General features: G+C 74.4%; 24 protein-coding genes. 14 read left to right on the top strand and 10 right to left on the bottom strand.

Translation table 11 applies throughout. The features are described 5' to 3' along the window. Positions 1–34 precede the first annotated feature (34 nt). Positions 35–1081: a hypothetical protein gene (locus BJK06_RS17485; RefSeq protein ID WP_070418959.1), complete on the top strand. Its 1047-nt coding sequence runs from the start codon at positions 35–37 to the stop codon at positions 1079–1081. 39 nt (positions 1082–1120) lie between these two features. Here the strand turns inward: BJK06_RS17485 and BJK06_RS17480 are convergent, their stop codons facing one another. The 3 genes from BJK06_RS17480 to BJK06_RS18745 all read right to left on the bottom strand — a co-directional run bounded on the left by BJK06_RS17480 (position 1121) and on the right by BJK06_RS18745 (position 5372). Next, positions 1121–2497 (bottom strand): MFS transporter, encoded by a 1377-nt coding sequence (locus tag BJK06_RS17480; RefSeq protein ID WP_139199153.1) that lies wholly within the window; start codon positions 2495–2497, stop codon positions 1121–1123. A 266-nt stretch (positions 2498–2763) separates the two neighbouring features. Continuing rightward, complete coding sequence (locus tag BJK06_RS17470) at positions 2764–4791, bottom strand: carboxypeptidase-like regulatory domain-containing protein (RefSeq protein WP_070418956.1); 2028 nt, start codon at positions 4789–4791, stop codon at positions 2764–2766. Positions 4792–4919: 128 nt separating this feature from the next. Beyond that, a complete protein-coding gene (locus BJK06_RS18745; protein WP_070418955.1) occupies positions 4920–5372 on the bottom strand; it encodes an NUDIX domain-containing protein in 453 nt (150 codons plus the stop codon). Positions 5373–5487: 115 nt separating this feature from the next. On the opposite strand from BJK06_RS18745, the gene BJK06_RS18740 reads away from it, so the two are divergent. Continuing rightward, a complete protein-coding gene (locus BJK06_RS18740; RefSeq protein ID WP_070418954.1) occupies positions 5488–6396 on the top strand; it encodes a universal stress protein in 909 nt (302 codons plus the stop codon). Here BJK06_RS18740 and BJK06_RS17455 read toward each other — a convergent pair. From BJK06_RS17455 to BJK06_RS17445, 3 genes are all read right to left on the bottom strand, one after another. Further along, positions 6348–7367: an SGNH/GDSL hydrolase family protein gene (locus BJK06_RS17455; RefSeq protein WP_070418953.1), complete on the bottom strand. Its 1020-nt coding sequence runs from the start codon at positions 7365–7367 to the stop codon at positions 6348–6350. The two genes, BJK06_RS18740 and BJK06_RS17455, sit on opposite strands and share 49 nt — an antisense overlap. Positions 7368–7484: 117 nt before the next feature. Continuing rightward, positions 7485–7841 carry a PRC-barrel domain-containing protein gene (locus BJK06_RS17450; protein ID WP_070418952.1) on the bottom strand — a complete coding sequence of 119 codons (357 nt, stop codon included), beginning with the start codon at positions 7839–7841 and terminating at the stop codon, positions 7485–7487. Between the two features lie 50 nt (positions 7842–7891). Next, entirely contained in the window at positions 7892–8875 is a 984-nt protein-coding gene (locus tag BJK06_RS17445; RefSeq protein WP_070418951.1) for a glycosyltransferase family 9 protein, read from the bottom strand. A gap of 100 nt (positions 8876–8975) precedes the next feature. Here BJK06_RS17445 and BJK06_RS17440 point away from each other — a divergent pair, with 100 nt between their 5' ends. The 7 genes from BJK06_RS17440 to BJK06_RS17410 are packed head-to-tail and all read left to right on the top strand — an operon-like array spanning position 8976 to position 15816. Further along, the gene (locus tag BJK06_RS17440) at positions 8976–9527 is read left to right on the top strand and encodes an HAD-IIIA family hydrolase (protein ID WP_070418950.1); all 552 of its coding nucleotides are present in this window, start codon (positions 8976–8978) and stop codon (positions 9525–9527) included. After that, positions 9524–10603 carry a glycosyltransferase family 9 protein gene (locus tag BJK06_RS17435; protein WP_070419591.1) on the top strand — a complete coding sequence of 360 codons (1080 nt, stop codon included), beginning with the start codon at positions 9524–9526 and terminating at the stop codon, positions 10601–10603. Before BJK06_RS17440 ends, BJK06_RS17435 begins: the two co-directional genes overlap by 4 nt. Before the next feature lie 52 nt (positions 10604–10655). Continuing rightward, positions 10656–11657 carry a glycosyltransferase gene (locus BJK06_RS17430; RefSeq protein WP_070418949.1) on the top strand — a complete coding sequence of 334 codons (1002 nt, stop codon included), beginning with the start codon at positions 10656–10658 and terminating at the stop codon, positions 11655–11657. Beyond that, positions 11654–13003, top strand: a complete 1350-nt coding sequence (locus tag BJK06_RS17425; RefSeq protein ID WP_070418948.1) for a glycosyltransferase — start codon at positions 11654–11656, stop codon at positions 13001–13003. Before BJK06_RS17430 ends, BJK06_RS17425 begins: the two co-directional genes overlap by 4 nt. Next, positions 13000–13623, top strand: a complete 624-nt coding sequence (locus tag BJK06_RS17420) for an SIS domain-containing protein (protein ID WP_070418947.1) — start codon at positions 13000–13002, stop codon at positions 13621–13623. Before BJK06_RS17425 ends, BJK06_RS17420 begins: the two co-directional genes overlap by 4 nt. Continuing rightward, positions 13620–15080, top strand: coding sequence for a PfkB family carbohydrate kinase (locus BJK06_RS17415; RefSeq protein WP_070418946.1), 1461 nt, complete (start codon positions 13620–13622; stop codon positions 15078–15080). Before BJK06_RS17420 ends, BJK06_RS17415 begins: the two co-directional genes overlap by 4 nt. Before the next feature lie 31 nt (positions 15081–15111). Next, positions 15112–15816, top strand: a complete 705-nt coding sequence (locus BJK06_RS17410; protein WP_070418945.1) for an SDR family oxidoreductase — start codon at positions 15112–15114, stop codon at positions 15814–15816. Positions 15817–15870: 54 nt separating this feature from the next. Here the strand turns inward: BJK06_RS17410 and BJK06_RS17405 are convergent, their stop codons facing one another. After that, entirely contained in the window at positions 15871–16977 is a 1107-nt protein-coding gene (locus tag BJK06_RS17405) for a glycosyltransferase family 9 protein (protein WP_070418944.1), read from the bottom strand. Between the two features lie 134 nt (positions 16978–17111). Here BJK06_RS17405 and BJK06_RS17400 point away from each other — a divergent pair, with 134 nt between their 5' ends. From BJK06_RS17400 to BJK06_RS17380, 5 genes are all read left to right on the top strand, one after another. Beyond that, positions 17112–18512 carry an aldehyde dehydrogenase gene (locus tag BJK06_RS17400; protein WP_070418943.1) on the top strand — a complete coding sequence of 467 codons (1401 nt, stop codon included), beginning with the start codon at positions 17112–17114 and terminating at the stop codon, positions 18510–18512. After that, on the top strand, positions 18509–20017 hold the full coding sequence (gene rfaE2, locus BJK06_RS17395; RefSeq protein ID WP_070418942.1) for a D-glycero-beta-D-manno-heptose 1-phosphate adenylyltransferase: 1509 nt from the start codon (positions 18509–18511) through the stop codon (positions 20015–20017). Before BJK06_RS17400 ends, rfaE2 begins: the two co-directional genes overlap by 4 nt. Positions 20018–20137: 120 nt before the next feature. Further along, on the top strand, positions 20138–20845 hold the full coding sequence (locus BJK06_RS17390; protein ID WP_070418941.1) for a DedA family protein: 708 nt from the start codon (positions 20138–20140) through the stop codon (positions 20843–20845). After that, the gene (locus tag BJK06_RS17385) at positions 20842–22167 is read left to right on the top strand and encodes a sensor histidine kinase (protein WP_070418940.1); all 1326 of its coding nucleotides are present in this window, start codon (positions 20842–20844) and stop codon (positions 22165–22167) included. Before BJK06_RS17390 ends, BJK06_RS17385 begins: the two co-directional genes overlap by 4 nt. After that, positions 22164–22826 carry a response regulator transcription factor gene (locus tag BJK06_RS17380; protein WP_070418939.1) on the top strand — a complete coding sequence of 221 codons (663 nt, stop codon included), beginning with the start codon at positions 22164–22166 and terminating at the stop codon, positions 22824–22826. The genes BJK06_RS17385 and BJK06_RS17380 overlap by 4 nt, the downstream gene beginning before the upstream one ends. Before the next feature lie 41 nt (positions 22827–22867). On the opposite strand, the gene phoA is transcribed toward BJK06_RS17380, so the two are convergent. From phoA to BJK06_RS17365, 3 genes are all read right to left on the bottom strand, one after another. Then, the gene (phoA, locus tag BJK06_RS17375; protein WP_070418938.1) at positions 22868–24559 is read right to left on the bottom strand and encodes an alkaline phosphatase; all 1692 of its coding nucleotides are present in this window, start codon (positions 24557–24559) and stop codon (positions 22868–22870) included. A 168-nt stretch (positions 24560–24727) separates the two neighbouring features. Then, on the bottom strand, positions 24728–25225 hold the full coding sequence (locus BJK06_RS17370) for a Dps family protein (protein ID WP_070418937.1): 498 nt from the start codon (positions 25223–25225) through the stop codon (positions 24728–24730). Positions 25226–25334: 109 nt separating this feature from the next. After that, positions 25335–25748, bottom strand: a complete 414-nt coding sequence (locus tag BJK06_RS17365) for an SIP domain-containing protein (RefSeq protein ID WP_070418936.1) — start codon at positions 25746–25748, stop codon at positions 25335–25337. Between the last annotated feature and the right edge of the window lie 6 nt (positions 25749–25754).

Genomic DNA, 25754 nt, shown 5'->3' with positions numbered 1-25754 from the left:
ATGGGCGGACAGTGCGACCGGACCGGGAGTGCGCATGGCCGACGACGACGTGACAGCAGAACGAGCACGGCTCGAGGCGCTCGCATGGGGTGGTGCCGCGTCCGAGACCGACGCGGCCGCAGCGCGGCTGGCCCTCGAGCGGCTCGGCCGAGGACGGCGCGGTCCAGGAGGCGCGGCTCCCGCCTCCCCGCGGGCCCGGTCGACGGGACGGTCGCGTCCGACCCCCGCGGCGGGCTCCGACCGGGCCGTCACGTCCGGCACGACGAGCCCGTTCCGCACCGGCGGTGCGCGGCCCCTCGCCGGTTCCTCGGGAGCCGCCGCTGACCAGATGGCGACGCCGGCACCGGGTCCGGTCTCGATGCCGTCGACACCGGGGCCGCGGACACCGGACGCGGGACCACCGGGCGCGGCCGCCGCCGCGGGTGCTCCGGGCCCGTTCGACCCGGCGGCGACCGACGACACGAGCGGGGTCCCCGACGGACCGGACCACGGGGTGGGGACCGGCCACGGGACGGAGCCGGGCGACCGTGACGGAGGCGGGTCGCGCCTCCTGGACCGCATCGGCGCCTGGCGGACGCGAGCCGCACGGGTGTTCTGGACCACCCGGCCGCGCGTCTGGATCGGGCTGGGCGTCGCGGCGGCCGTCGGTGTGGCGTTCGCGGCGGGGACGGTGGTCGGGACCTCGAGGCCGGACCCGGCGGCAGCGCCGAGCGTCACGCCGAGTGCCGGGACGATCACCCTCGAGGACCTGCTGGACGCGCCGCAGACCTACGCCGACCAGCTGCCGGGACCGGTCGAGGCGCCGGTCACGCTCCGGACGACGCGGCTCATCTTCACGAACCGCGCGCTCGACGGCGGCTCGTTCGAGACGCCCTGGAGCGTGTGGGCCGGCGTCGGGACGGACCGCTCGACGATCTGCCTCGTCGCGACGGCGAACCGGCTGGAGTCGACGTCCGCGTGCTACCCGCGGCAGGACGCGCTGCACGGGTCGGTCTCGCTGTCGGCGCAGTCGATGAGCGGCACGCTGACGCTGAGCCTCCGGGGCGGCGGGGTGCAGGGCACCGTGACGAACGAGAACTGATCGATCGAGCCCGTGCGGACTGCGCCCGCCCGGCCGGTCCTAGGCGGACGGTTCGCCGGATCGACGCGTCCGGATCGCGCCGGTGACCACCCCGACCGATCCGGTGACCGTCTGGATCGCCCGGCTGATCGTCGGGACCGACGTCGTGACGACGGCGAGCGAGGAGGTGATGGCCTCGAGCGACGACGTCGACAGGTGCTCCTGCGCGTGCGTCCGCGCCGGGAAGCCCTTGCGTGCGGCGATCACGACGCCGAGGGACGCGACGAGGACCGCCCCACCGGCGAACGGCATCCACTGGAGGCCGACGGCGCCGAGGGCCTGGCCTCCGAGGGCCGCGCCGCCGGCGATCCCGATGTTCGAGGCGCCGTTCACGAGCGCACCGGCGATGTCGGGCGACACGCCACCGGTGCGGATCGCAGCGGCCATGAAGAGCGTGCCCGTGGTGCCGTTCGCCGCCATCCAGACGCCGGCGACGGTCATCGTGCCCACGAGCGATCCGTGGACGAAGGGCAGCACGGCGAACGCGGCAGCCATGACGGCGACCGAGACGATCAGGGTCTGCCGCGGAGCGCGGTCGACGAACAGTCCGGCGAGCCAGAGTCCGACGACCCCTGTGGCACCCAGGACGAGGAGCGCGCCGGAGACCAGGTCGGGAGCGAGTCCGGCGTCGATGGCGTACGGGCCGATGTACGTGTAGACGACGTAGTGGCCGGCGAAGAGGAGCAGGTCGGCGACGACGACCGAGAGCAGGCCGGTCCGGGCCCAGGCGCGCGGCGAACCGATGTGCGGCGAGGAGGCACCGCGCACGGCCGGCAGGAAGGCGAGCGCGACGCCTGCGAGCACCGCCGAGGCGACCGCCACGGAACCCACGGCGGGTCGCCAGCCGATGTGCTGCGCGACCCAGGTCGCGATCGGGACGCCGAGCACGAAGCCGAGCGAGCTGCCCGAGTACACGAATGCGATCGCACGGCCCGCGAGGCGCGGTGGCACGATCCGGGTCGCGTACGCCGAGGCGACGGAGAAGAACAGCGCGTGGGCCACACCGCCGACGATCCGTCCCGCGCACACCACGGCGAAGGACGGCGCGAGCGCGACCATGAGGTTGGAGACGGCGTACCCGACGAGGGTCGCGACGAGGACCGCCTTGCGCGGCAGCCGGGCCGTGAACGACGTCAGGGGCAGCGCGAGCAGGGCCACGGCCGCCGCGTACACGGTGACGACGATGCCCATGGTCGACTCGGAGACCCCGAGGTCGTGGCTCATCGTGCCGAGCAACCCGACCGGCATGAGCTCCGTCGTGATTGCGAAGAACGTGGCGAGCCCGAGCACGGCGATGCCGACGATCGAACCGGTCGTCACGGTGATCGGCCGCGTGTGCGTGGGCACGGCCGAGGTTCGGGTGGTTGTGGTTGACACGGGGCTGACCTCCTCGCTGGGGACGTCCGGGCGCACGGCGACGACGTCGGAGGAGACGAGGAACTGCGCGCTCGAGCTGTGGATGTGGTTGTGGGTACGACTCCACGGCGAGTGCGCTCCTCCAGTCTTGCACGGTGTGGCGAGGGGCGCGAGGGGGTGCCGCTGAGAACTTCCTCGGACCGCTCCAACGGCGCAGGTACGGGAATTGTTCCCGGGACGCAGAACGGGGTGGGGCTGATCGGCCCCACCCCGTTGCGCGACAGGTGTCAGTCCTGCAGGTGCGACGTCCGGCGACGGTTGCGCACCGCGCGGAACGTCAGGAGTCCGCCGCCGAGCAGCACGAGCACGCCCGCGGCGATGAGCCCCGGCGTCAGGTCGGCGCCCGTGTAGGCGAGGGCGCCGTTCGTCGGGCCGGAGCCCGTCGCGGCGACCGGCGCGGTCGTCGTGACGGGGCTCGCCGAGGGCGTCGGCGTGGCGGTCGGCGTCGGGCTCGGGGTCGCGGCGGCTGCGACGACGAGGTCGTCGACGGTCACCACGTCGGTGTCGTCGAGACCGGACGTGAACCCGACCGTCGCGTCGCTCCCGGAGACCGACACGGTGTAGTCGGTCGACGGGGCGAGGCCGTCGAGCGTGTACCGGCCGTCGGCGTCGGTGGTGGCCGTCACGGGTCCGCCCGAGTCCGCCTCGTCCGGCGTGGCCGTCACGGTGCGTCCGGCGACCGGTGCGTCGTTCGTGTCCAGGACACGGCCGTTCGCGTTCGTGGTGACCGCCTCGGGCGCTGCCGGGGTCGTGAAGGCGAAGTCACGGGTCTGGTCCGCGCCGCCGCCGACCAGCGTCACCGCGGTGCTCGTCGCCGTGCCCGTCGCGTCCGGTGTCGGCAGTGCCGAACGGACCGTGTAGGTGCCACCCACCGTCGTGAACGAGTACGAGCCGTCAGTGCCGGTGACCGTCGTCGCGACGACCGTGCCGGCCGCGTCGAGCAGCTCCACGGCCACCCCGCCCTGCGGTGTCCCGTCGAGGCGGACGACGCCGCCGACGCTCGCGACGGCGGCGGTCTCGATCGGGTCGGCCCGCGTGGGTGCCGCGGGAGCCGCCTCACCCGTCGTGACCGTGACCGGGTCCGCCCCGTCGACGGCGACGGTGACCGGTGTGTTCGGGGTCAGGCCTGACGCCGTGTAGTAGCCCTCGTCGTTCGTGACCGTCTGGATCGGCGCGGCCGCGTTCGGGTCCGTGATGACAACGGGGACGTCCGCCGCAGGGTTGCCCGCGTCGTCGACGACCTGTCCGATCACCGCGGTGGTCCCCGTTGGCGACGTGAACGTGAGGTCGCGGACCTGGTCCGCATCTCCCGGGACGCCGTTCAACGAGACACCCGTCGCCGTGGCGGCACCCGTCGCCCCGGGCGGAGCGGTGATCGCCACCTCGTAGTCGTTGATGACGGGGAGCTCGGGGAACGCGTACTTCCCCTCGGCGTCCGTCGTCGTCGTGTACACGGTCCCGCGCGGCGCCGTCACGGTGACGGTCGCGCCGGGGATCGGCGTGCCGTCGAGCGTGGCCGTGCCGGTGATCGCGGCGGTGCGGTTGGCGAACCACGTCTGGTACACGGGGAACCCGCTCCGACGCTCGTAGGTGATGGTCAGGCTCGTCAGCGGGGTCGTCGGCGAGAACCAGGCTGTGGCGCCGGCGGTGTCCACCGAGCCCGTGTTGCCCGTGAGCGTCAGCGTGGCGGGGTCCCAGGTCGGGACGTCCCGCCCGGTCGACCCGTCCGGATCCGCCGGGCACGACCAGCCACCCGGCGAGGTCGCCGAGCACGAGTTGTAGACGCTCTGGAACCCGAGGTCGGCGGCGGTCGCGGCGGCGCCCGACTGGGTGACCGCCGAGATCGTCGCACGGTCGGCGTCGACGTCGCCGAGCACGAAGGACCAGCTGCTCGCACCCGGTGTCGGCTCCGCGAACGTGTAGGTGGTGACCGACGGCTGGCCGGCCGCATCGGCGAGCGGTCGCTGGTTGAGGTATGTGTTGCCGCGACTCGACCCGTACGCCGTGCCCGGACCGGTGTTCGGGCCCTGCCAGGTCGAGTTGCCGCTGATCACGGTCGACTGCCGCGAGTTGGACGTGAAGGTGGTCTCCGGGAAGCCAGGCATGCTGACGGTGCCGGTGTAGGCCTTGCTCTGGCCGGCGAGGGTGAACGTCCCCCAGTGTCCGACCGGTTCGGCGGAGGCGGACGACGCGCCGACGAGCGCGAGTCCCCCTCCGAGTGCGAGGGCGGTCAGTGCCGCCGTGACGGTGCGCAAGCGCCGCATCGTGCTCCCCTGCTCGTGCTGACCTCGTCCCTGAGCCAGACGCCGGATTCTCGACGCTTGCTCACGCTATCCACGGGGCGCGAAGTCCGTCCAGAACGAGACGCGTTCGTGATGGTCGGTCACTCCGCGGTCAGCCGGTCCAGCGCCGCGACCTGTCCCGCGACGACCATCGACCACGCCTCGTCGATCGGGACCCAGCGTGCGTCGTCGACCTCCGGCACCTCGACGAACCGTCCGGAGCCCCGCGGCAGCTCGATCAGCGCCGTGTTCGACCGCACCCGATCGACCGAGAAGCCGGGGGCGTCGACCGCGAACACCCGCACGCGCTTGCCGGACGCCTGTCGCACCTCGCCGAGGTCGGTCACCGGTCCGTCCGGTGCGGCGACCCCGATCTCCTCGGCGAACTCGCGCCGTGCGGTGTCGAGCGGGTCCTCGTCCCCCTCGACGATCCCCTTCGGGATCGACCACGCGCGCGGGCGGTTCCGCCAGAACGGCCCGCCCATGTGCGCGATCCAGACCTGCACGCCGGCGTCGTCGTCCCGGTACAGCAGGAGTCCAGCGCTCAACACCACAGCGCGAGGCTACACAGCGGGCAACGGTGACACCGCGGGCAACGGGAGTAGTTTGCAGCGCAAGGAGCGCCATGGCGACGCCCCCGGAGGACCCCGGACGAGGAGGTCGATCGGGATGGACGAACGGTGGACGACGGTCACACTGGCCGCCGACGCGGCGAAGCCGCACGAGGAAGCCCTGCACTGGGTCACGTCCCGGGTCGGCACGGGCATCGAACGCATCCGGGTCATCGGCGTGGACCCGGCGATCGAAGGGCGCACCGGACCCGACGGTAAGCGCGTGGCCGACGCCCTGGCGGACGCTGCCCGCACCGCGATGCCCGACGTCCGGGTCGAGGTGCGTCGGCACGCCGGGCCCTTCGCCGCGGCACTCGTCGAGGAGTCGGACGGTGGCGACCTGCTCGTCGTCGGGACCTTCCGCGGCCGGCGCGGTTCGACGGCGGGTGGGGACCCGGCCCGGGTCGCCGAACGTGCAGCGGTGCCGACGGTCGTCGTGCCGGAGGGACCGCACCCGATCGACGGCGACGTCGTCCTCGCGGTCGAGGAGCCGATCGACGAACGCGCCCTCGCGATCGCCGTCGACGAGGCGCACCGACTCCACCGTCGCGTGACGCTCCTGCGTGCCTGGGAGATGCCGGTGCTGACCCGCACGGGCCTCACGGACTTCGCCGAGGACCCGATGCGGTGGCGCACCAGGAACGCCGAGCTGCTGCAGCGGGTCACGACGGACCTGACCGCTCGGTACCCCGGCGTCCGGTTCCACCCGCTGCTCGTCGAGGGGCACCCGGGGCACGCGATCGCCGCGCACACCCGCCGTGCCTCGCTCGTCGTGCTCGGCCTCGGGCACGTGACGGCGCTCTCGGGGTCGGTGCTGCACGACGTCCTGCGGGAGACGGCGTCGCCGGTGTGCGTGGTCCCACGGGCGGCGCACGGCGCACACGACGTCGGCAGCGCGGAGGTCCCCGCCGCGACCGGTCAGCCGGCGAGGTCGCGCGCGGCGGCGGCCACGCGCTTCGTGAGGTAGGCGACGCCCCGCGTGTTCGGGTGCAGGGCTCCCGGCTCGAGGTCGATCCGCCGCAGGTCGCCGGTGCCGTCGAGCGAGACGCCCGACACGTAAGGCTTCTTCGTCGCGCACGCCGAGTGCGCCTGGGTGGACGAGAACACGTCCACGAACCGGACCCCGGCTGCTCGTGCCGCCGACGCCGAGACGTCGTTCAGCGCCTCCTGCACGCCGTGCAGGTACCGCACGTCGGTGTTCGTGAACGGGTACGAGTTCGTCGGGAAGGACCCCGCGAGCGTCCCGAGGTCGAGGGCGGACCGGAAGCAGCCGCCCTTCGGCGTGTGGTCGGCGTCCGGGAAGATCGCCGGGTACCCGAGGAAGACGATCGTCGCGTTCGGCGCGGCCTCCTTGACCGCGGCGAGGGTGTCGGCGATGCCGAGGGCGACGCGGGACTCGATCTTCGTGCCGAGCAGGTCCTCGCCGTCGGTCACGAGCGTGCTCCGGCACGAGGGTGCGTCGCGGCCGGAGAACACCGGGCCCTTCGCCGAGAGCGCGAGGCAGGACGCCGCGGTGCCGAAGAGGTCGGCGTCGTTCCCACCGATCGTCAGCGTCACCAGGCGGGTGCGTTCGGACAGCGACCGGATCTGCGGGGGCACACCCTTGAACTGGAAGCCGCTCGTGACGTCGTCGCTCGTGGCGCCGCCGCACGTGACGTCGGTGAGGGCGAGCCCGAAGCGCGCGGCGATGCGGTGCGGGTAGTCCTGGGCGGACTGCCCGCACGCACTCGTCGGCAGGTGCGTCGGGTCGGACAGCCCGTACCCCGCGGAGTACGAGTCGCCGAGCGCGACGTACTCGCTGCCCGGCGGGATGTCCGCGAGCGTCTCCGCCGGCACACCGGTCACCGGGTAGGGCTGCGGGACCGGCCACATCGGTGCAGCCGACGCCGCACCACCACCCGCGACCGATCCGGCGAGCACGACGAAGGCCGCCACCACGGCGAGCAGCGTCGAGCGGACGGAGCGGAGCAGGTTCGGCCTCCAGGGACGGGTCGGACAGACCAGGCTAACCGGTCGACCCGGCTGCCGCGGTCAGCGACCGACCGGGCGCCGCGGTCAGCGACGGCCCAGGCGCCGCTCTCCCCCGCTGCCGGTGCGGTACTCGAGCCCGTAGTGCTGGTAGACCTCCGGTTCGAGCGACGCGTCGAGCTCGCCGTCGGTCGCGATCGTCGGCGCGGCCTTGATGGTCTTCTTCGGGTACGCGACACGCAGGTGCTTCGGCGCGACGAGGGCTCCGGTCAGGGGCACGAACAGGAGCTTCTGGAAGCCGACCATCCCCGTGGTCACCGCGCCGAAGGCAGGCTCGGACGTCGCGGTGTCGTAGTAGATGCTCTCGAGCGTCCCGACCTTGTCGTCCGCCTCGTCGACGACCGGCAGGCCGATCCAGTCCCGGATGTTCGCGGCTTCGAACACGTGCGCCTCCTCGCGAGCACCCGGCGCGTCCGGGTCGCTCCCCGTCGACGCTACCGGGCCTCGGACGGGTCGGTCACGCCGAGCGAGTCCACCGCGGCGAGCACGTCGTCGGGTCCGATCGCGAGGAGCGCGGGGTCCGGGTCCTCGGCGAAGACGTCGCCGCGCCGCACCGAGGCATCGGTGAGGACGACGTGCGGACCGGAGGCGGGCGGCCCCCACGCCTCCGGCGGCGCCGGACCGAAGACGACCACCGACGGGACGCCGTAGGCGGACGCGAGGTGCGCGGCACCGGTGTCGACCGTCACGACGAGCCGTGCGGCCGCGATCACGCCCGCGAAGTCCTGCAGTGCGAGCACGCCGGCCAGGACCGCCCCCGGCGTCAGCCCGGCCGCCTGCGCGACGGCGGCGGCGCGCTCGACGTCGTCCGCGCCTCCCGTCAGCACCACGTCGAGGCCGCGCTCGCGCAGTCCGCGCACCACGGCGGCGAAGCGGTCCGTCGGCCAGTGCCGCGCACCGTGGAACGCGCCGACGTGCACGACCGCGGCACCCTCGGCGACCGGCGGCGCGTCGGGACGGGCGATCGCGACGTCGTCGGGGTCGGCCTCGATCCCGTGCCACCGGAGCAGGTCGGCCCAGCGGTCGCGCTCGTGCACCGCGTCGGGCCACTCCGGTCCGTCGAAGCCGTTCGTGGGGTCGGCGTGGCCGATCACCCGACGGGCACCGAGCGCGGCGACGAGGTCGGACGACTCCGGCCCGGCGCCGTGCAGGTTCACGGCCACGTCGACCGCGCCCGCGGGTGCACCGATCGGGTGGTCCAGACCGTGCTGGGCGAGGTGCACGTTCACGTCGGGCACCAGTTCCACGACGGGCGCCAGCCAGGCCGTCGTCGCGAGCGAGATCCGGTGTCCCGGGAAGGCGCGGCGCAGCGCGTGCAGTGCGGGCACGGCGACGAGCAGGTCGCCGAGCTTGATGGCGCGGAGCACGAGCATCTCGGGGCGCCCGTCGGACGGGGGCAGGGTGTCGACGGCGGTCACCGCGCCGACGGTAGACGGACGCGGCCGCCCGCCCGTCCGGGAACGCGTTCCGCGGCTGTTCCTGAACCCGTCACCGGCCCGCGGTCGGTACGTCAGGAGCATGGCCCTCGCTCCGGACCGCACCGTGCGCGGTCTCCTCTTCGACCGGGACGACACGCTCGTCATCGACGTCCCGTACAACGCCGACCCGCACCGGGTGGTGCCCGTCCCCGGCGCGCGTCGAGCAGTGGCAGGTGCTCGCGCAGCCGGTCTGGCGCTCGGGGTCGTCACGAACCAGTCGGTGATCGCGAAGGGGATGGCGACGCGCGAGCAGGTCGACGCCACGAACGCCCGGGTGGACGAACTCGTCGGACCCTTCGACGTGTGGTGCGTCTGCCCGCACGACGCCGGCGACGACTGCGCGTGCCGGAAGCCGCGGCCCGGGATGGTCCTCGACGCGGCCGGACGACTCGGCCTCGACCCGTCCGAGCTCGTGGTCGTCGGCGACATCGGCGCGGACGTCGGCGCCGCTCTGGCCGCGGGCGCCCAGGCCGTCCTGGTCCCGACGCCGCGCACCCGGCAGGAGGAGGTCGACGCCGCGCCGACGGTCGCGGCGACGATCGAGGACGCCGTCGCGCTCGTCCTCGACCACGTGTGGGCGGTGCGGTCGTGAGGACCGGACCCCGGGTCCTCGTCGTCCGGCTCGACTCGTTCGGCGACGTCCTCGTCGCCGGGCCCGCCGTCCGGGCCGTGGCCGCCGGCGCGTCCCACGTGACGATGCTGTGCGGGCCGCAGGGTGCGCCCGCCGCGGACCTGCTGCCCGGCGTGGACCGGGTCCGGGTCTGGGCGGCGCCGTGGGTCACCGAGACCGCCCGCCCGATCGACGACGCACTGCTCGCCGACTTCCGCGCCCTGGTCGCCGAGGAGGCGCCCGACGAGGCCGTGGTCCTCACCTCGTTCCACCAGTCGCCGCTGCCGGTCGCGCTGCTGCTCCGCCTCGCGGGCGTCCGTCGTGTCTCCGGCGCGAGCGTCGACCACCCCGGTTCACTGCTCGACGTGCGGCTCCGACCCGGCGAGGACCTCCCCGAGGACGTCCCGGAACCCGAGCGCGCCCTCCGCATCGCCGAGGCCGCCGGGTACCGACTGCCGTCGGGTGCGTCCAGGAGGCTCGGCGTGCGTCTCGACGTCGCCCCGCCTGCCGAGGTGGCCGGGCTGGACCGGTACGTGGTCGTGCACCCCGGCGCGAGCGTCCCGGCCCGCGCCTGGCCGGAGGACCGTCACCGGGCACTCGTCGCCGCGTACGCGACGCAGGGCACCGCCGTCGTCGTCACGGGCTCGCCGGGCGAGCGCGCCCTGACGGCGCGGGTCGCCGGCGACACCGCGATCGACCTCGGCGGCCGCACCACGCCGGCCGAACTCGCGGCGGTCCTGGCCGGTGCCGAGGTCGTCGTCGTGGGCAACACGGGGCCGGCGCACCTCGCCGCAGCGGTGGGCGTGCCGATCGTCAGCCTGTTCTCGCCGGTGGTCCCGGCCGTCAAGTGGGCGCCGGACGCACCGCTCGTCGAACTGCTCGGCGACCAGGGGGCTCCGTGCCGCCTCAGCCGAGCGCGCGAGTGCCCGGTACCGGGTCACCCGTGCCTGTCCTCCGTGCGCATCGAGGACGTCCTCGAAGCGCATCGGCGGCTGCTCGACCGCGCTTCCCGGATGGTCCGGAGAAGTCTGCGGAGCACGCCAGAAGGTGCTGCGTAGCTTCCGCACTGCTCCTCCTCTTCTTCTCCTCATCCCGACCGGAAGGCCCCGCATGCGGATCCTCGTGTGGCACGTGCACGGCGGCTGGATGGACGCCTTCGTCCGCGGCCAGCACGAGTACCTCGTCCCGACCACGCCCGCCCGGGACGCCTGGGGGCTCGGCCGTGCCGACCGCGCCTGGCCGGCCTCCGTCGTCGAGATCGACCCGGCCGACGTCGCCGACGCCGAGGTCGACGTCGTGGTGCTGCAGCGGCCCGAGGAACTCGACGAGGCGCGCCGGCTGCTCGGCGGGCGCGAGGTCCCGATGGTGTTCGTCGAGCACAACGCACCCCGTGTGGACGTGCCGAACAGCCGCCACCCGCTGCGGGACCGCGACGACGTCACCATCGCCCACGTCACGCACTGGAACGCGCTCATGTGGGACTGCGGCTCGACGCGGACCACGGTCGTCGAGCACGGCGTCGTCGACCCCGGGCCCCGGTACACCGGCACGCTCGACCGACTCGGCGTCGTCATCAACGAACCCGTGCGCCGCGGCCGCGTCGTCGGGACCGACCTGCTCCCCCGCTTCGCCGCGGTCGCACCGGTCGACGTCTGGGGCATGGGCACCGAGCGCCTGCCCGAACTCGGCTTCGGCGATCGTGTGGTCGCCCGCGGCGACGTGCCCGCCGGCCCGATGCACGCCGCCCTCGCCGAGCGCCGCGCCTACGTGCACCCCAACCGGTGGACGTCCCTCGGACTGTCCCTCATCGAGGCGATGCACCTGGCGATGCCGGTCCTGGTCCTGGCGACGACGGACGCGGGCCGCACGGTCCCGGCCGAGGCGGGCGCGATCGCGACGGACGTCGAGGAGCTGGTCCGCGCCTCCAGGACCCTGCTCGAGGACCCGGACGAAGCGCGCCGACGGGGTGCCGTCGCCCGCGAGGCCGCGCTCGCGCGGCACGCACTCGGCCGCTTCACCGCGGACTGGGACGACCTGCTCGACGACGCCGTGACGCGCGCCGTGACGCGGAACCGCACGGCCTCCGCCGCGCTGGAAGGGAGTGCGCGATGAGGATCGCGATGGTGTCCGAGCACGCGAGTCCGCTCGCGGTCCTCGGCGGGGTCGACGCCGGCGGGCAGAACGTGCACGTCGCCGAACTGTCGGGCGCGCTCGCGGACCGCGGGCACCGGGTGACGGTGTACACGCGCCGCGACGACGCCGACCAGCCCGTGCGCGTCCTGCTCCGCCCCGGCGTCGAGGTCGTGCACGTCGATGCCGGGCCCGCGCGGGCCGTGCCGAAGGACGACCTCTTCCCGTACATGGGGACCTTCGCGTCGGTGCTCGCCGCGGAGTGGTTCGTCGACCGGCCCGACGTCGTGCACGCGCACTTCTGGATGTCCGGGCACGCGGCCCTCGAAGCCGTCGCCCAGGTCCAGGCGCGCACCGGCGGCGTCCGCATCCCGGTCGTCCAGACCTTCCACGCGCTCGGGGTCGTGAAGCGCCGACACCAGGGCGCTGCCGACACGAGCCCGGCCGAGCGCGAGTGGCTCGAGCCCGCGGTGGGCCGCAGCGCCGACCAGGTCGTGGCGACGTGCTCGGACGAGGCGTTCGAGCTGAAGGCGCTCGGTGTCCCGCTGCACCGCATCTCCGTGGTGCCCTGCGGCGTCGACGTGTCGCTGTTCCGACCCGAGGGCGCGGGTCTCCCCGTGGAGGAGCGCGGCCGTGCCGCCCGGATCCTCACGGCGTCGCGGCTCGTCCGGCGCAAGGGCGTCGGGACCACCATCGCCGCACTCGCCGCGCTCGTGCACGAGGGTCGCGACGTCGAACTCGTCGTCGTCGGCGGTGCCGGGGTCGCCGGCGCCGACCTCCCGGACGACCCGGAGTACCAGCGCCTCGACGCGCTCGCGCGGTCCCTCGGTGTCCGCGACCACGTCACCTTCCGTGGCCAGCTCGGACAGCACGACATGCCCGCGGTCTACCGCAGCGCGGACGTCGTCGTCTGCGCGCCCTGGTACGAGCCGTTCGGGATCGTCCCGCTCGAAGCGATGGCGTGCGGACGCCCGGTCGTCGCGTCGAGCGTCGGGGGGCTGATCGACACCGTCGTCGAGGACGCCACCGGGCTGCACGTGCCCCCGCGCGACGAGCACGCCGTCGCCGCGGCCGTCGGCGGTCTGCTCGACGACCCCGATCGACGGGCGCAGTACGGACGGGCCGGCCGCGAGCGTGCCGAGGCGCGCTACACGTGGCAGAAGGTCGCCGCGGACAGCGAGCGGGTCTACGAGCGGCTGCTCGCCGGCAGCCGGTCGGTCGCCGCCCCCGTCCCCGACGCCCTCGCCCCGATCGACACCGAGACCCGCGGTCCACGGGCCGGACGGGCCGCCCGCTCCACCCAGTCCACCGAGAGGACGGCACGATGACCATCGCCCAACGCACGGGGACCGTCGACGAGCGCACCAGCGCCAGTGCGCGGATCGTGCTCGACCACGTGGCGGCCTCGGTCCCCGTGGTCGCGTCGCTCGTCGACCACGGCGACCACATCGGCGCCTGGGCGGACGACATCGCCGCGCGGCTCGTCGCCGGACGCCGGTTGCTCGCTGCGGGCAACGGCGGGTCGGCGGCCGAGGCGCAGCACCTCACGTCCGAGCTGACCGGTCGCTTCGACGGGGACCGCCCGGCGTACTCGGCGATCTCCCTGCACGCCGAGTCCTCCGCCGTGACGGCCATCGGGAACGACTACGGCTTCGACCAGGTCTTCGCCCGACAGGTCTCGGCGCACGCACGGGCCGGCGACGTCCTCGTCCTGCTGAGCACGAGCGGCCGGAGCCCGAACCTGCTCCGCGCCGCCGAGGCCGCCCGCGCCGTCGGGGCCCGGACGATCGCGATGACGGGGCCGCGGCCGAACCCGCTCGCCGAGGCGGTCGACGACGCGATCTGCATCGACGGGCCCTCCGCGAACGTGCAGGAGGCGCAGCTCGTCCTCGTGCACGCACTGTGCCGGGCGATGGAACCGGCGCTCCGCCGCGGGGCACGGCGATGACCGGGCCGCACGGGAACCCCACCGTGCCGCACGGGTCCGCGACCGCGCCGCGGCTCCGCATCGCCGTCGTCGGGGACACCCTGCTCGACGTCGACGTCTCCGGCACGAGCGAGCGCCTCAGCCCCGACGCGCCCGTGCCCGTCGTCGACGTCCGCACCGACGACCGCCGTGCCGGTGGCGCCGGCCTCGTGGCGACGATGCTCGCGCGCGACGGCCACGACGTGACCCTCGTCACCGTGCTCTCCGACGACTCCAGGGGACCGGAGATCCGCAGCCTGCTCCCGGACGTCTCCGTCGTCGCGGGCCCGTCCGGAGCGCCCACGCCCGTGAAGACCCGCGTGCGCGTCGTCGACCACGCGCTCGTGCGGATCGACGAGGGGTGCGGCACCCCGCCCGTCCCGGACGTCACCGACGCGATGACCGCCGCCCTCGACGGGGTCGACGCCGTCGTCGTCGCCGACTACGGCCGCGGGGTCGCCGCCGCCCCGACCATGCGGGAGGCCCTCGCCCGGGCGGCCCGGAGCACCCCCGTCGTCTGGGACCCGCACCCGAAGGGCGCCACTCCGGTCGCCGGGGTCGCGGTCGTGACCCCGAACTCCGCCGAGGCGCGCCGGTTCACCGCCGACGCGGTCGTGGCACCCCACGCGGGCGCGGGCAGCGCCGGCAGCGCGGACGTCACCTTCGCCACCGCGGCAGCGGCCCACTTGGTCGCAACGTGGCGCGTCGGCGCCGTCGCCGTGACGCTCGGCGACCGCGGCGCACTCGTCGCGAGCAGCAGGGACGGCAACCGCTTCGTCCCGGCACCCGCCGTCACCGCAGGCGACCCCTGCGGCGCGGGCGACCGTCTCGCCGCCGGTGTGGCCGTCGCCCTCGCCTCGGGAGCCGACGTCGCCGAGGCCGTCACCGCCGGGGTGACCGCGGCCTCCGAGTACCTCGCCGCGGGCGGCGTCACGGCGCTCTTCGCCCAGGAGGGTCCGGCACCCGTGCCCGTCCCCGGCGCCGACCGCGACGCGATGCGCCTCGTGCACGACGTGCGGAACACGGGCGGGACCGTGGTGGCCACGGGTGGCTGCTTCGACCTGCTGCACGCCGGGCACGCCCGCACCCTCTCCGCCGCCCGCGCGCTCGGCGACTGCCTGGTCGTCTGCTTGAACTCGGACGACTCGGTCAGGGCGCTCAAGGGTCCCGACCGACCGATCATGACCCAGGACGACCGCGTCGAACTCCTGCTCGCGCTGGACTGCGTCGACGCCGTCGTCGTGTTCGACGAGCAGACGCCCGACGAGGCCCTGCGCCGCTTCCGACCCGACGTGTGGGCGAAGGGCGGCGACTACACCGCGAGCGAGCTGCCCGAGACGGCCACCCTCGGCGAGTGGGGCGGCCGCGTCGTCACGGTCCCGTTCCACCCCGGCCGCTCGACGACCCGCCTCGCCGCCGCGCTCGAGCACGTCGGCTGAGCACCCCCAGACCCCCTACGGAAGGAAGTCCATGCCCGTCCCCACCACCCCCATCGGCCGTGTCCTCGTCACCGGCGGCGCCTCCGGACTCGGAGCCGCCGTCGTCCAGGCGGTCGCCGAGGCCGGCGGCACCCCGATCGTCCTCGACCTGCGGGTCGACGCCGTGCCCGAGGGCACCGACGCGGTCGCGGTCGACGTGACGGACACCGAGGCAACGGAGCGCGCCGTGCGCGACGCTGCGGAACGGCACGGCGGTCTCGACGCCGTCGTCACCGCGGCCGGGATCGACAAGCCGGCGCCCATCGGCGGGATCTCCTCCGGGGACTGGGAGCGCATCGTCGCCGTCAACCTGCTCGGGACCGCCGCAGTGGTCCGTGCCGCACTGCCGGCGCTCGAGGCGACGCACGGCCGTGTCGTGACGATCTCGTCCTCGCTCGCCCTCCGCGGCGTGGGCGACGGCACCGCCTACTCGGCGTCGAAGTTCGGCGTCCGCGGGTTCTCGCAGGCCCTCGCCGCCGAGACCGGCGGCAGCGTCGGCGTCACGAACGTGATCCCGGCGGGCATGCGGACGAACTTCTTCGCCGACCGCACGGAGCAGTACAAGCCCGGGCCGGACGCGCAGCTCATCGAGCCGGAGTACGTCGCGAACGCGATCCTGTTCGCGCTCGCGCAGCCGGCCGGCTGCGAGATCCGCGAGCTGTCGATCATGCCGGCGACGGAGCAGAGCTGGCCGTAGACGCGACCGTCTGACGGACGGGAGGCGCGGTGCGGGCCCGCACCGCGCCTCCCGTCACGTGGTGCGGAGCAGGTCCGCGACGTCGGCGAGCACGGCCTGCGGCTCGACCTCGTCGACGTAGGACGGGTCGTGCGCGCAGCGCTCGGCCGTCCACCCGACCTGCGTCACGTCGACCCCGCACACCGGGCACCGCGTCACGTACGAGAGGTGGACGCGGTGCCGACCGCGGTCGAACGGACCGGCGTTCACCACGTTGCCGAACCAGAACACGCCCACCGTCGGGGTGCCCACGGCCACGGCGAGGTGCCGCGGGCCGGAGTCGTCGCCGACCATGACGTCCGCCGCCGCGAGGACCGCCGGGAGGTCGGTGAGCGACAGCGCGCCCGTACGGTCGTGCACGCGGTCCGCGGTGTCGGCGGGCAGCGCGGCCCGGATCGCTCCCGCAGCGGGCACGTCCGTGGCGTCACCGACGAGGACGACGTCGTCACCGGCGGCGAGCCGAGCCCGGGCGACCGCGGCGAACCGGTCCGGGCTCCAGCGGCGCCGCGGATCGGTGGCCCCCGGGTGGATCGCGACGAGCCGCCCGCTGCGGTCCGACGCGGTGCGGACGCCGAGCCGGTCGCGGACCGCCGCGCGCTCCTCGTCGGAGACGCGCACGCGGGGGTCGAGGGTCACCGGTGCAGCACCGGCGAGCGACACGACCTCGAGCGCCCGGAGGACCTCGTGCTGGTAGTAGACGTAGCGGACCCAGCGCTCCGTGACCTCGGCGTCCTCGGTGGCGGTGCCGACCGTGTGCCGGGCGCCGAGCCGGAGCAGGAACGGGTTCGAGTTCCGTCCGCCCCCGTGCAGCTGCACGGCGAGGTCGAAGCGTCCGGCGAGCCGCGACTCGAAGTCCGCGCGGGTCGGGGCCCCCTCGCCGGAGTCCCGGACGCCCGGGACGACCGGCAGCTCCTCGAACGCGTGCACGGCGTCGGTCCGGCCGCGCAGCACCGCCGGGGCGGTCGGCGTGCCGAGCAGGGTGATGCGCGCGTCGGGGTACGCCGCTGCCAGGGCCTCGAGCGCCGGCACCGCGAAGAGCAGGTCGCCGAGGCCCCCGCCCCGGAGCACCCCGATCTCGCGGACGTCGTCGAACCGTTCTCCACCGTTGCCGATCAGTTGCACCCGTCCCGTCTACCGACCAGGGGCCGCCCGGACGTCCAGCAGCGGGCTCGGATGGACGAGAAACGCGATGCCGTGGGCGTGCCCAGCTTCCCGCGAGGACCGTCGGACCCCCGCCCGTCCCCCGGAAGGACACCATGACGATCGCTCCCCCCGCCACCGATGACATCGTGGTGGCCGACCCCGCCACAGGGACCCTCGCCTCGACGGTGCGCCGCGCCTCCGAGGACGAGGTCCGCACCGCCGTCGCCCGTGCCCGGGCCGCGGCCCCGATGTGGGCCCGGACCGCACCGGCGGAGCGGGGTGCACTGCTGCACCGCGCTGCCGAGCACGTCCGCGCGCACGCCCAGGAGCTGGCTGATCTGAACACCCGGGAGACCGGCAAGGTCCCCGGCGACGCGCTCGGCGGGGTCGAGGCCGGGGTCGGGACGCTCGTGCAGTACGCCGAGCTCGGACCCGTGCACCGCGGCGAGGCCCTGCGCGGCGCGTTCGGCGCTGCCGACTGGTCGGTGCCGCACCCCCGCGGCGTGGTGCTCGCGCTGACCCCGTGGAACGACCCGGTCGCCGTGGCGTGCGGGATCCTCGGCGCCGCGATCGTCACCGGCAACACGGTCGTGCACAAGGGCAGCGAGCGCTCCCCCGCGACGATCGCACGGCTGAACGCCCTGCTCGCCGAGGTCCTGCCGGACGGCGTCCTCGTCGGGGTGGACGGCGACGGCGCGACGGGTGAGCTGCTCCTCGCACAGGACGGCATCGACGTGTACGCGCACGTGGGCTCGACCGCGACCGGTGACCGGCTCTCCGAGGCTGCGGTGCGGACCCGTGCCCACGTCGTCCGGGAGAACGGCGGGAACGACGCGGTCGTCGTGGACGCCGACGTCGACCCGGTGTGGGCCGCGGCCCAGGTCGCCCTCGGCGCCTTCGCGAACACCGGCCAGATCTGCACGAGCGTCGAGCGGGTCTACGTGCACCGCGCGATCGCCGAGCCGTTCGTGACCGCACTCGTCGCCGAGGCCGAGCGGCGCACGTCCGCCCCGGCGGCGGAGTACGGGCCGCTCGTCGACGACCGGCTCCGGCGCACCGTGCAGTCGCACGTCGACGACGCGCTGCAGCGTGGGGCGTCGGCGCGCACCGGCGGTGCCACACCGGACGGCCCGGGCGCCTTCTACCCCGCGACCGTGCTCACCGGTGTCACCGACGACATGCTCGTCATGACCGAGGAGACCTTCGGGCCGATCGCCCCCGTGCGCGTCGTCGAGGACTTCGACGAGGGCCTGCGGCTCGCGGCGGCCGACCGCTACGGCCTCGCGGCGACGGTGCTCACGAACGACACCGGACACGCCCTGCGTGCGGCCGCGGAACTCCCCGTCGGCACGGTGAAGGTGAACGCCGTCTTCGGCGGTGCCCCGGGCGGCAGCGCGCAGCCCCGGGGCGCCTCCGGCGCCGGGTTCGGGTACGGCCCGCACCTGCTCGACGAGCTCACCACCACGACGGTCGTGCACCTCGAGGCGGCCCCGCCGGCCGGCGGTGCCCGGTGAGCGTCGACGTCCGGCTCGTCCGGGACCTCGTCGCCACGGTCGACGACCGCGAGCCGCTCGTCGTCGTCATCGGCGACTGCATCCTCGACCGCTGGACCGTCGGCGAGGCCGAACGGGTCTCGCGCGAGGCCCCGGCCCCGGTGGTCCGCGTGACGGAGACCGTGGCGGTCCCTGGTGGCGCGGCGAACACCGCGGTGAACGCTCGCGCGCTCGGCGCCCGCGTCCGGATGGTCGGGCTGCTCGGTGACGACGAGGCCGGTGCTGTGCTCCGCGAACGCCTCGACACCGCCGGGGTGGACACGTCCTGCATGGTCGTCGTCCCCGGCACCCGCACCACGACGAAGTCGCGGGTCGTCGGCGGCGACCGGGTCGTCGTCCGCGTCGACGAGATCGCCGCGGAGCCCACCGCCGAGCACGGCGTCCGGCTGGCCGAGGCCGTCGCCCGCGCGCTGCGGTGCGCCGACGCCGCGGTCGTCTGCGACTACGGCCTCGGGGTGGACCCGGCCGACGTCGTCCCCGTGCTCGACGCCGACCGTCCCACCGCGGTCGTCGTCGACGCGCACGACCTCACCCGCTGGGCGGCGCTCCGGCCCGACCTCGTGACGCCCAACGCCGGCGAGGCGGCCGCCCTGCTCGGTGCGCCGCTCGGGACCGGCCCGGACCGGGCGTCCGCGGTCGTGGACGCCCGGCACGAGGTGCTCCGACGGACCGGCGCACGTGCGGCGGTCGTCACGCTGGACCGCGACGGCACGGTCCTGGTCGAGCACGGTTCCGACGGTGGATTCCGCACGCGGGCGGTCCCCGCCTCGGAGCAGCAGGCCTCCGGTGCCGGCGACACCTTCTGCGCCGCTGCCACGGTGGCGCTCGCCGTGCACGCCCCGCTCCGCGACGCCGTGTCGGTCGCCCAGGCGGCAGCCGACGTGGTCGTCCGCGAGGCCGGGACCTCGGTGTGCTCGGCCGCGGCGCTGCTGGAGTCGGTGACCGCGCCGGCCGCGACCGTCGTCGACCACGACGAGCTCGCCGCCGCGGTGGACGCCGCGCGGGAGGCCGGACGACGCATCGTGTTCACGAACGGCTGCTTCGACGTGGTCCACCGCGGGCACACGACGTACCTCCGACAGGCCCGGGACCTGGGCGACCTGCTCGTCGTCGCCCTGAACGACGACGACTCCGTCCGGCGTCTGAAGGGTCCGGAGCGGCCGATCAACCCGGCCGAGGACCGGGCGGGTGTCCTCGCCGCCCTCGCGTGCGTCGACCTGGTGACGGTCTTCGCCACCGACACCCCGATCCCGCTCATCGAACGGCTGCACCCCGAGGTCTACGTGAAGGGTGGCGACTACTCCCCCGAGATGCTGCGCGAGACCGCGGTGGTGCAGGGCTACGGCGGCGAGGTCGTCATGGTCGACTACGTGCCCGAGCACTCCACGACCGCCGTCGTCCGACGGATCCGCGAGGCGGCCGCAGCGACCGAGGCCGCGCGGACGGACCCCGAGGCGACACCGTGACCCGTCAGGGGGAAGTCATACCGCGGTAGGGGGTGGTCGAGACCCGCGCGGGATGGCAGCCGGTCGCACGCTCCGTAGCGTCGAACCCGTCGACGAGGTCCGTCGGCGGAGGGAGCCACCGTGTTCGACCAGATCACCCCGCTCGTCGTCGAGCTGGCGGCCAGCCCGCTCGTCTTCGTCGTCCTCTTCGCGCTCTGCCTGGTGGACGGCTTCTTCCCACCCGTGCCGAGCGAGGCCGCCCTCGTCGCGGTCGCCGCCATCGCCGCGACCTCCGGCCAGCCGGTCCTCGCCGGGGTCCTCGCGGCCGCCGCACTCGGCGCGATCGCCGGGGACTCCGTCGCCTACTGGATCGGCCGTCGGATCGGACTCGGCCGCCTCGCGCGGTCCCGGCGTCCGAGGATCGCCGCGGCGTTCGCGTTCGCCGAGCGCCAGATGCGACGGCGGTCCGCGAGCCTCATCCTCGTCGGTCGGTACATCCCCGTCGGACGCGTCGCGGTGAACATGACCGCCGGTGCGACACGGCTCCCCTACCGCCGGTTCCTCGCGATCAGCTCGGTCGCCGGGCTGGCGTGGTCGGCCACCTCGATCGGGATCGCCCTCGCGGCGTCGAGTGTGCTGCACGAGCCGCTCGTCGCAGCACTGGTCTCGATGGTGGTCGCCGCCGGACTGGGGATCGCCGTCGACCGGGTCATCGGTAGAGTCACCCGGAAGCGGGAGGCCCGAGCAGCCGCCCGGGCGGACGACCGCGCGGACGCCCGGGCAGCGGTCCTCGACGCCGCCCGCCCCGCACCGCACCTCGCCCACTCCGGAGGGACCGCACGACCGTGACCGCCAACGTCCCACCCGCGACGCCGCGCCGACGCCGGCCGTGGTCGACGCGCCGGGAGTGGGCGACCTGGCCCGTCGTCGCCGCCCGGATCGTGCTAGTCGTCGTCGCCGCGACGCTCTTCGCGGTGGCCGCACCCGTGACGGTCGCGGTGTACGACGTGCCCGTCCCGCTCGCGCTGCTCGTGACCGCGGTGCTCTCCGTCTCGCTCGGGCTCGCTCCCGTGCTGCCGCGGACGTCCTCGGTGGTGCACCTGGCGGGGGTGGCGGCCCTCGGGCTCCTCACCGCCGGGTCGCCGGCCGGTCCGTGGCCGCTCCCGGTCACCGCCATCATCGGCGTCGGTGCGCTCCTCGTCGTGCTCGGCGTCCGGACGGACTGGCGACTCACCGCCGCCGTCTGGACCGCGGCGACGGTGCTCACGCTCGGCCTGGTCGCGGTGGTCCCCGGTCGGTGGGACCCGGCCGACGTCTGGGCCGCGACCTTCGTCGTCTCCGCCGGCAGCGACCTGCTCCTCGCCGGGACGGCCGTGGCGATCGGGCAGCGCCGGGCGGTCCGGGTGGAGCTCGCCGAGGCCCGCCGCGATGCCGAACTCGAGCAGGCCCGCCGCCGGTCGGTCGAGGAACGCTCCCGGATCGCCCGCGAACTCCACGACGTCGTGGCGCACAGCATGTCCGTCGTGCACATGCAGGCGGAGTCGGCGCCCTTCCGCGTGGCCGACCTCCCGCCGGCAGCACGTGCCGAGTTCGCGGCGATCGCCGAGACCTCGCGGACGGCGCTCCGCGAGATGCGGCAGCTGCTCGGCACCCTCCGCGGCGACGGCTCGGCGCAACGGGCGCCGCAGCCCCGGCTCGCCGACCTCCCCGCGCTGGTGCAGGCCACGCGGGCCGCCGGGATCCCGGTCGAGCTCCACCTCGACGACGCCGCACCCGACGACGGGGACGACCGGCTGGCACAGCTGAGCGCGTACCGGGTCGTGCAGGAGGCCCTCGGGAACGTCGCGCGGCACGCTCCCGGTGCGGTCACGATCGTGACGGTCGCCCGGCGCGGCCCCCTGCTGGCGGTCGAGGTGACCAACGCCGCGCCACCCGCCGGAGCCGTCCCCGCCGCTCCCCCGGACGACGGCGGGTTCGGGCTCGCCGGCATGCGGGAGCGCGTGTCGGCACTCGGCGGGACGATCGAGCACGGGCCGCTGCCGGACGGCGGGTTCCGGGTCGCCGTGACCTTGCCCGCCCAGCCGAGTACCGCCCGCCCGAACACGGCCCCGCCCGCCCACCCGAGCACCGCCCGCCCGAACACGGCCTCGCCCGACCGAGGAAACCGATGACGCGTGTGATGGTGGTGGACGACCAGCAGATGTTCCGCATGGGACTGCGGGCGATCCTCCAGGCCCAGGACGACGTCGAGGTCGTGGGCGAGGCGTCGGACGGCGCCGAAGCGGTCGTCGAGGCGCTGCGGCTGCGACCCGACGTCGTGCTCATGGACGTCCGGATGCCCGAGCTCGACGGGATCGAGGCGACCCGACGGATCACGGCCGCCCCGGCCACGCAGCCGGTGCGGGTCGTCATGCTCACGACGTTCGACATCGACGACTACGTGTTCGACGCCCTCCGTGCCGGGGCGAGCGGGTTCCTGCTCAAGGACGCCAGCGCCGACGAGCTCGTGCAGGCGGTCCGGACCGTCGCGGCGGGTGACTCGTTGCTGGCGCCGCGGGTGACCCGGCACCTCGTCGAGGCGTTCGTCGCGGGCCCGCTCCCGGCGGCACCCCGGACCGAGGTGCTCGAGGTGCTGACCGAACGGGAGCGCGACGTGTTCCTCCTGCTGGCACGGGGCCGGTCGAACGGGGAGATCGCGGTGGAGCTCTACATCGCCGAGCAGACCGTGAAGACGCACGTCGGCCGGATCCTGGCGAAGCTGCAGCTGCGGGACCGGGTGCACGCGGTGGTGCTGGCGTACGAGACCGGCCTGGTGACGCCGGCCCCCTGAGGGACCGGTGTCACCAGGCCGTCTCGACCGAGCCGAGGAGGCTAGCGGACTCGGACCTGCTTCGAGGCCTGCTTGCCGGACTGCACGCCGGTGAAGGTGATCGTCGACTTCCCCGACGTCGCCTTCCACGCCACCGTCGCCGTGCCGTCGATGACGTCCACCGTGCCGAGGTCGGTCGACCCGACGGCGACCCGCACCTGGCGGTCACCGGCGAACCGCGACCCGGTGAGCGTCACGCGCTGGTTCGGACGCGGTGCACCGACGGACAGGTCGATGCGGGCGCCGCGCGACAGTGCTGCGAGGTCGTCGTGCAGCCGGAGCCCGTCGCGGATGGTGAAGAACGTGTCCGTCTGGTCCGACAGCCCGACGACGTTCGCGGCACCCGGGCCGTACGCCGCGATGCGGACCTGCGTGCCGGTGTGCTGCTGCGAGCTGCCCGCGGCCGAGGTGCCGTACGAGACCTTCATCGTGGTGCCGTCGGCGGTGCGGAGCGCCGTGGAGAGCGAGGTCGGCGGCGTGCTGTCGACGATCTGGCTCGAGTGGGCGTGGTCGGCCGTGGCGATGACGAGCGTGTTGCCGTCCTTCTTGGCGAAGGCGAGCGCGGACTGCACGGCCTCGTCGAAGTCGATCGTCTCGCCGATCTGGCCGCAGGCGTCGGCGGCGTGGTCCTGCTTGTCGATGCTCGCGCCCTCGACCTGCAGGAAGAAGCCCTTGCCGGTCTTCGCACGGTCACGGTTCAGCAGGTCGATCGACTTGTTCGTGAGCGACTGCAGCGACAGCCCGGTCGACAGGCGTGCCGGGTTCGGCGTGCACTGCACCGGTGCCTGGTCCGCCCCGCCGACGGTCGCCGTGGTGGGTGCGTACCGGGTCGGGAAGTTGCCCGGGGTGAAGAGCCCGAGGAGCGGCTTCGCCTGGTCGGCACGACGGACGGAGGCGAGGCCGTCGGCGTCGGAGACCACCTGGTAGCCGCGCTGCTCAGCCTGGTCGAAGAGCGTCGAGCCCTGCCACTGCCCGGCCTTCGCGGTCTGCTGGAAGCTCGCCGAGCCGCCACCGAGGGTGAGGTCCGGGCGCGTGTTCAGCAGCTGCTCGCTGATCGACCCGAGCCCGCCGTTCTGCAGCGCGTCCGTGCCGCACGACGCCGTGTCCGGGCCGTAGCAGGAGCGGGCGCCGACGTGGGCGACCTGGACCGCCGGGGTGGCGTCCTGGATCTCGGCGGTGGACACGTCGCCGGTGCGGAGGCCGTTCGCCTTCGCGAGCTCGAGGAGCGTCTGCTGCTGCTTCCCGTCGATGTCGACCGAGATCGCGCCGTCGTACGTCTTCGTCCCGGTCGCCCAGGCGCTGCCGGAGGCCGCCGAGTCGGTCACGTAGTCGGGCTTGCCCTTGTCCGCACCGTCCTTGTACAGGGAGTACGTCGTGTACGAGCCGGTGAGCGGCAGCGCGTCGAGGCCCGGGAGCCGACCGGCCGCGCCGTACTGGTAGTTCCGCGCGATGGTGATCTCGGAGTCGCCCATCCCGTCGCCGATGAGCAGGATGACGTTCTTCGCGCCGGCCCGCTTGATCTCCTGCTGGATCGACCGGGTCTGGTCGCCCTGGTGGCGCTGTGCGCCGCCGTGCTGGTTCAGCGCGAGCTGCCCGACGGCCTCGGCCGCGCCCGGCAGGGCGACGGCGCCGGCGATGAGCGCGGCGCCGAGTGCGAGCGCCGCGCGGCGGCGGCGCTGCGGAGTGTGCTGCATTGGGTGTTCCCCTCGTCTGTGCCCCGAACGGGTGCCATCCGAGGATGGCTGTGCGTGGGTACAGGCGGGTGAACGGGCCAGGTCTGGTCGATGAACAGACGCGGTGACAGCGAGACGGGAGGCGCGGTGCCAGCTGGCACCGCGCCTCCCGTCGGAAGTCGGTCGCGTCTACGCGGCGAGGTGCGCCTGCAGGAACCAGCGGTCCTTGGTCAGGCCGCGCTCGATCTCGATGACGACGTCCTGGCTGTTGAGGTCGACCTCGTCGAGGCCCTCGACGGCGCGGCGGACCTGCAGCAGCGCGGCGTCGATCTCGGCGATGACCTCGGTGATGGTCACGTCGGAGTTCTGGAAGCCCTCGGACAGCGGCGGGATCGTGGTGTTCGCGGCGACCGTGGCGATGCGGGAGTCGACCGGGAGGCCGAGGGCGACGATGCGCTCTGCGGCGAGGTCGGCCCACTCCTGGGCGTGCTCGACGATGGTGTCGAGGAGCTCGTGGACGCCGACGAAGTTGCGGCCGCGGACGTGCCAGTGCGCCTGCTTGCCGTTGACGACGAGCGCCTCGAGGTCGATCACGACGGGGGCGAGGAACTGCGCCACCCCAGCGGCGAGCTCCGGCGTCGTCGAGAACGGGGACGTGGTGGGCGTGGTGCTGGTGGTGTTGGTCATGTCGTTTCCTCCTGCCTCGTGGTCCCACCCGAGTGGGGTGGATCCGATGGTGACAACAGTGCCCGCTTCTCTTGTATGCCGCAAGGAAGCGAAGGCTGACCTCACCCGGTCAGCCGACGAGTGTGTCGAAGCCCGCGTCGGCCAGTTCGATCTGCACGAAGGAGCGGGCGCGCTCGACCCAGGGGCTGTCGGCGCAGCCGATCCAGACGCTCGTGCGCGGTTCGCAGTCGGCGACGCACCACTCGGCCGCCCACCCGGTGACGGCGTGCGCGAGGGCCTCGCCGTGGTCGGCGAAGACGAGGGGTGACACCGCGGACGTCCGGGCGCTCCGGAGCAGCCACGTCACCGTGACGCGCGGGGGCGCCGGGAGCGTGCGGACCTGCTCGGCGAGGGCTGCCTCGACGAAGACCTGGCCGTAGGCGTTTTCGGGCAGGTCCTCGAGCATGCGGATCATCTCGGGGAGGTCGTCGACACTGCCGGCGATGAGGATGCGTTCGCTGGGCTGTCGCCGGGTCCGTGCCATGCGACA

It is taken from the genome of Curtobacterium sp. BH-2-1-1, from assembly GCF_001806325.1.
GTDB lineage: Bacteria > Actinomycetota > Actinomycetes > Actinomycetales > Microbacteriaceae > Curtobacterium.
This window is presented reverse-complemented; position numbering and strand designations above follow the sequence as displayed.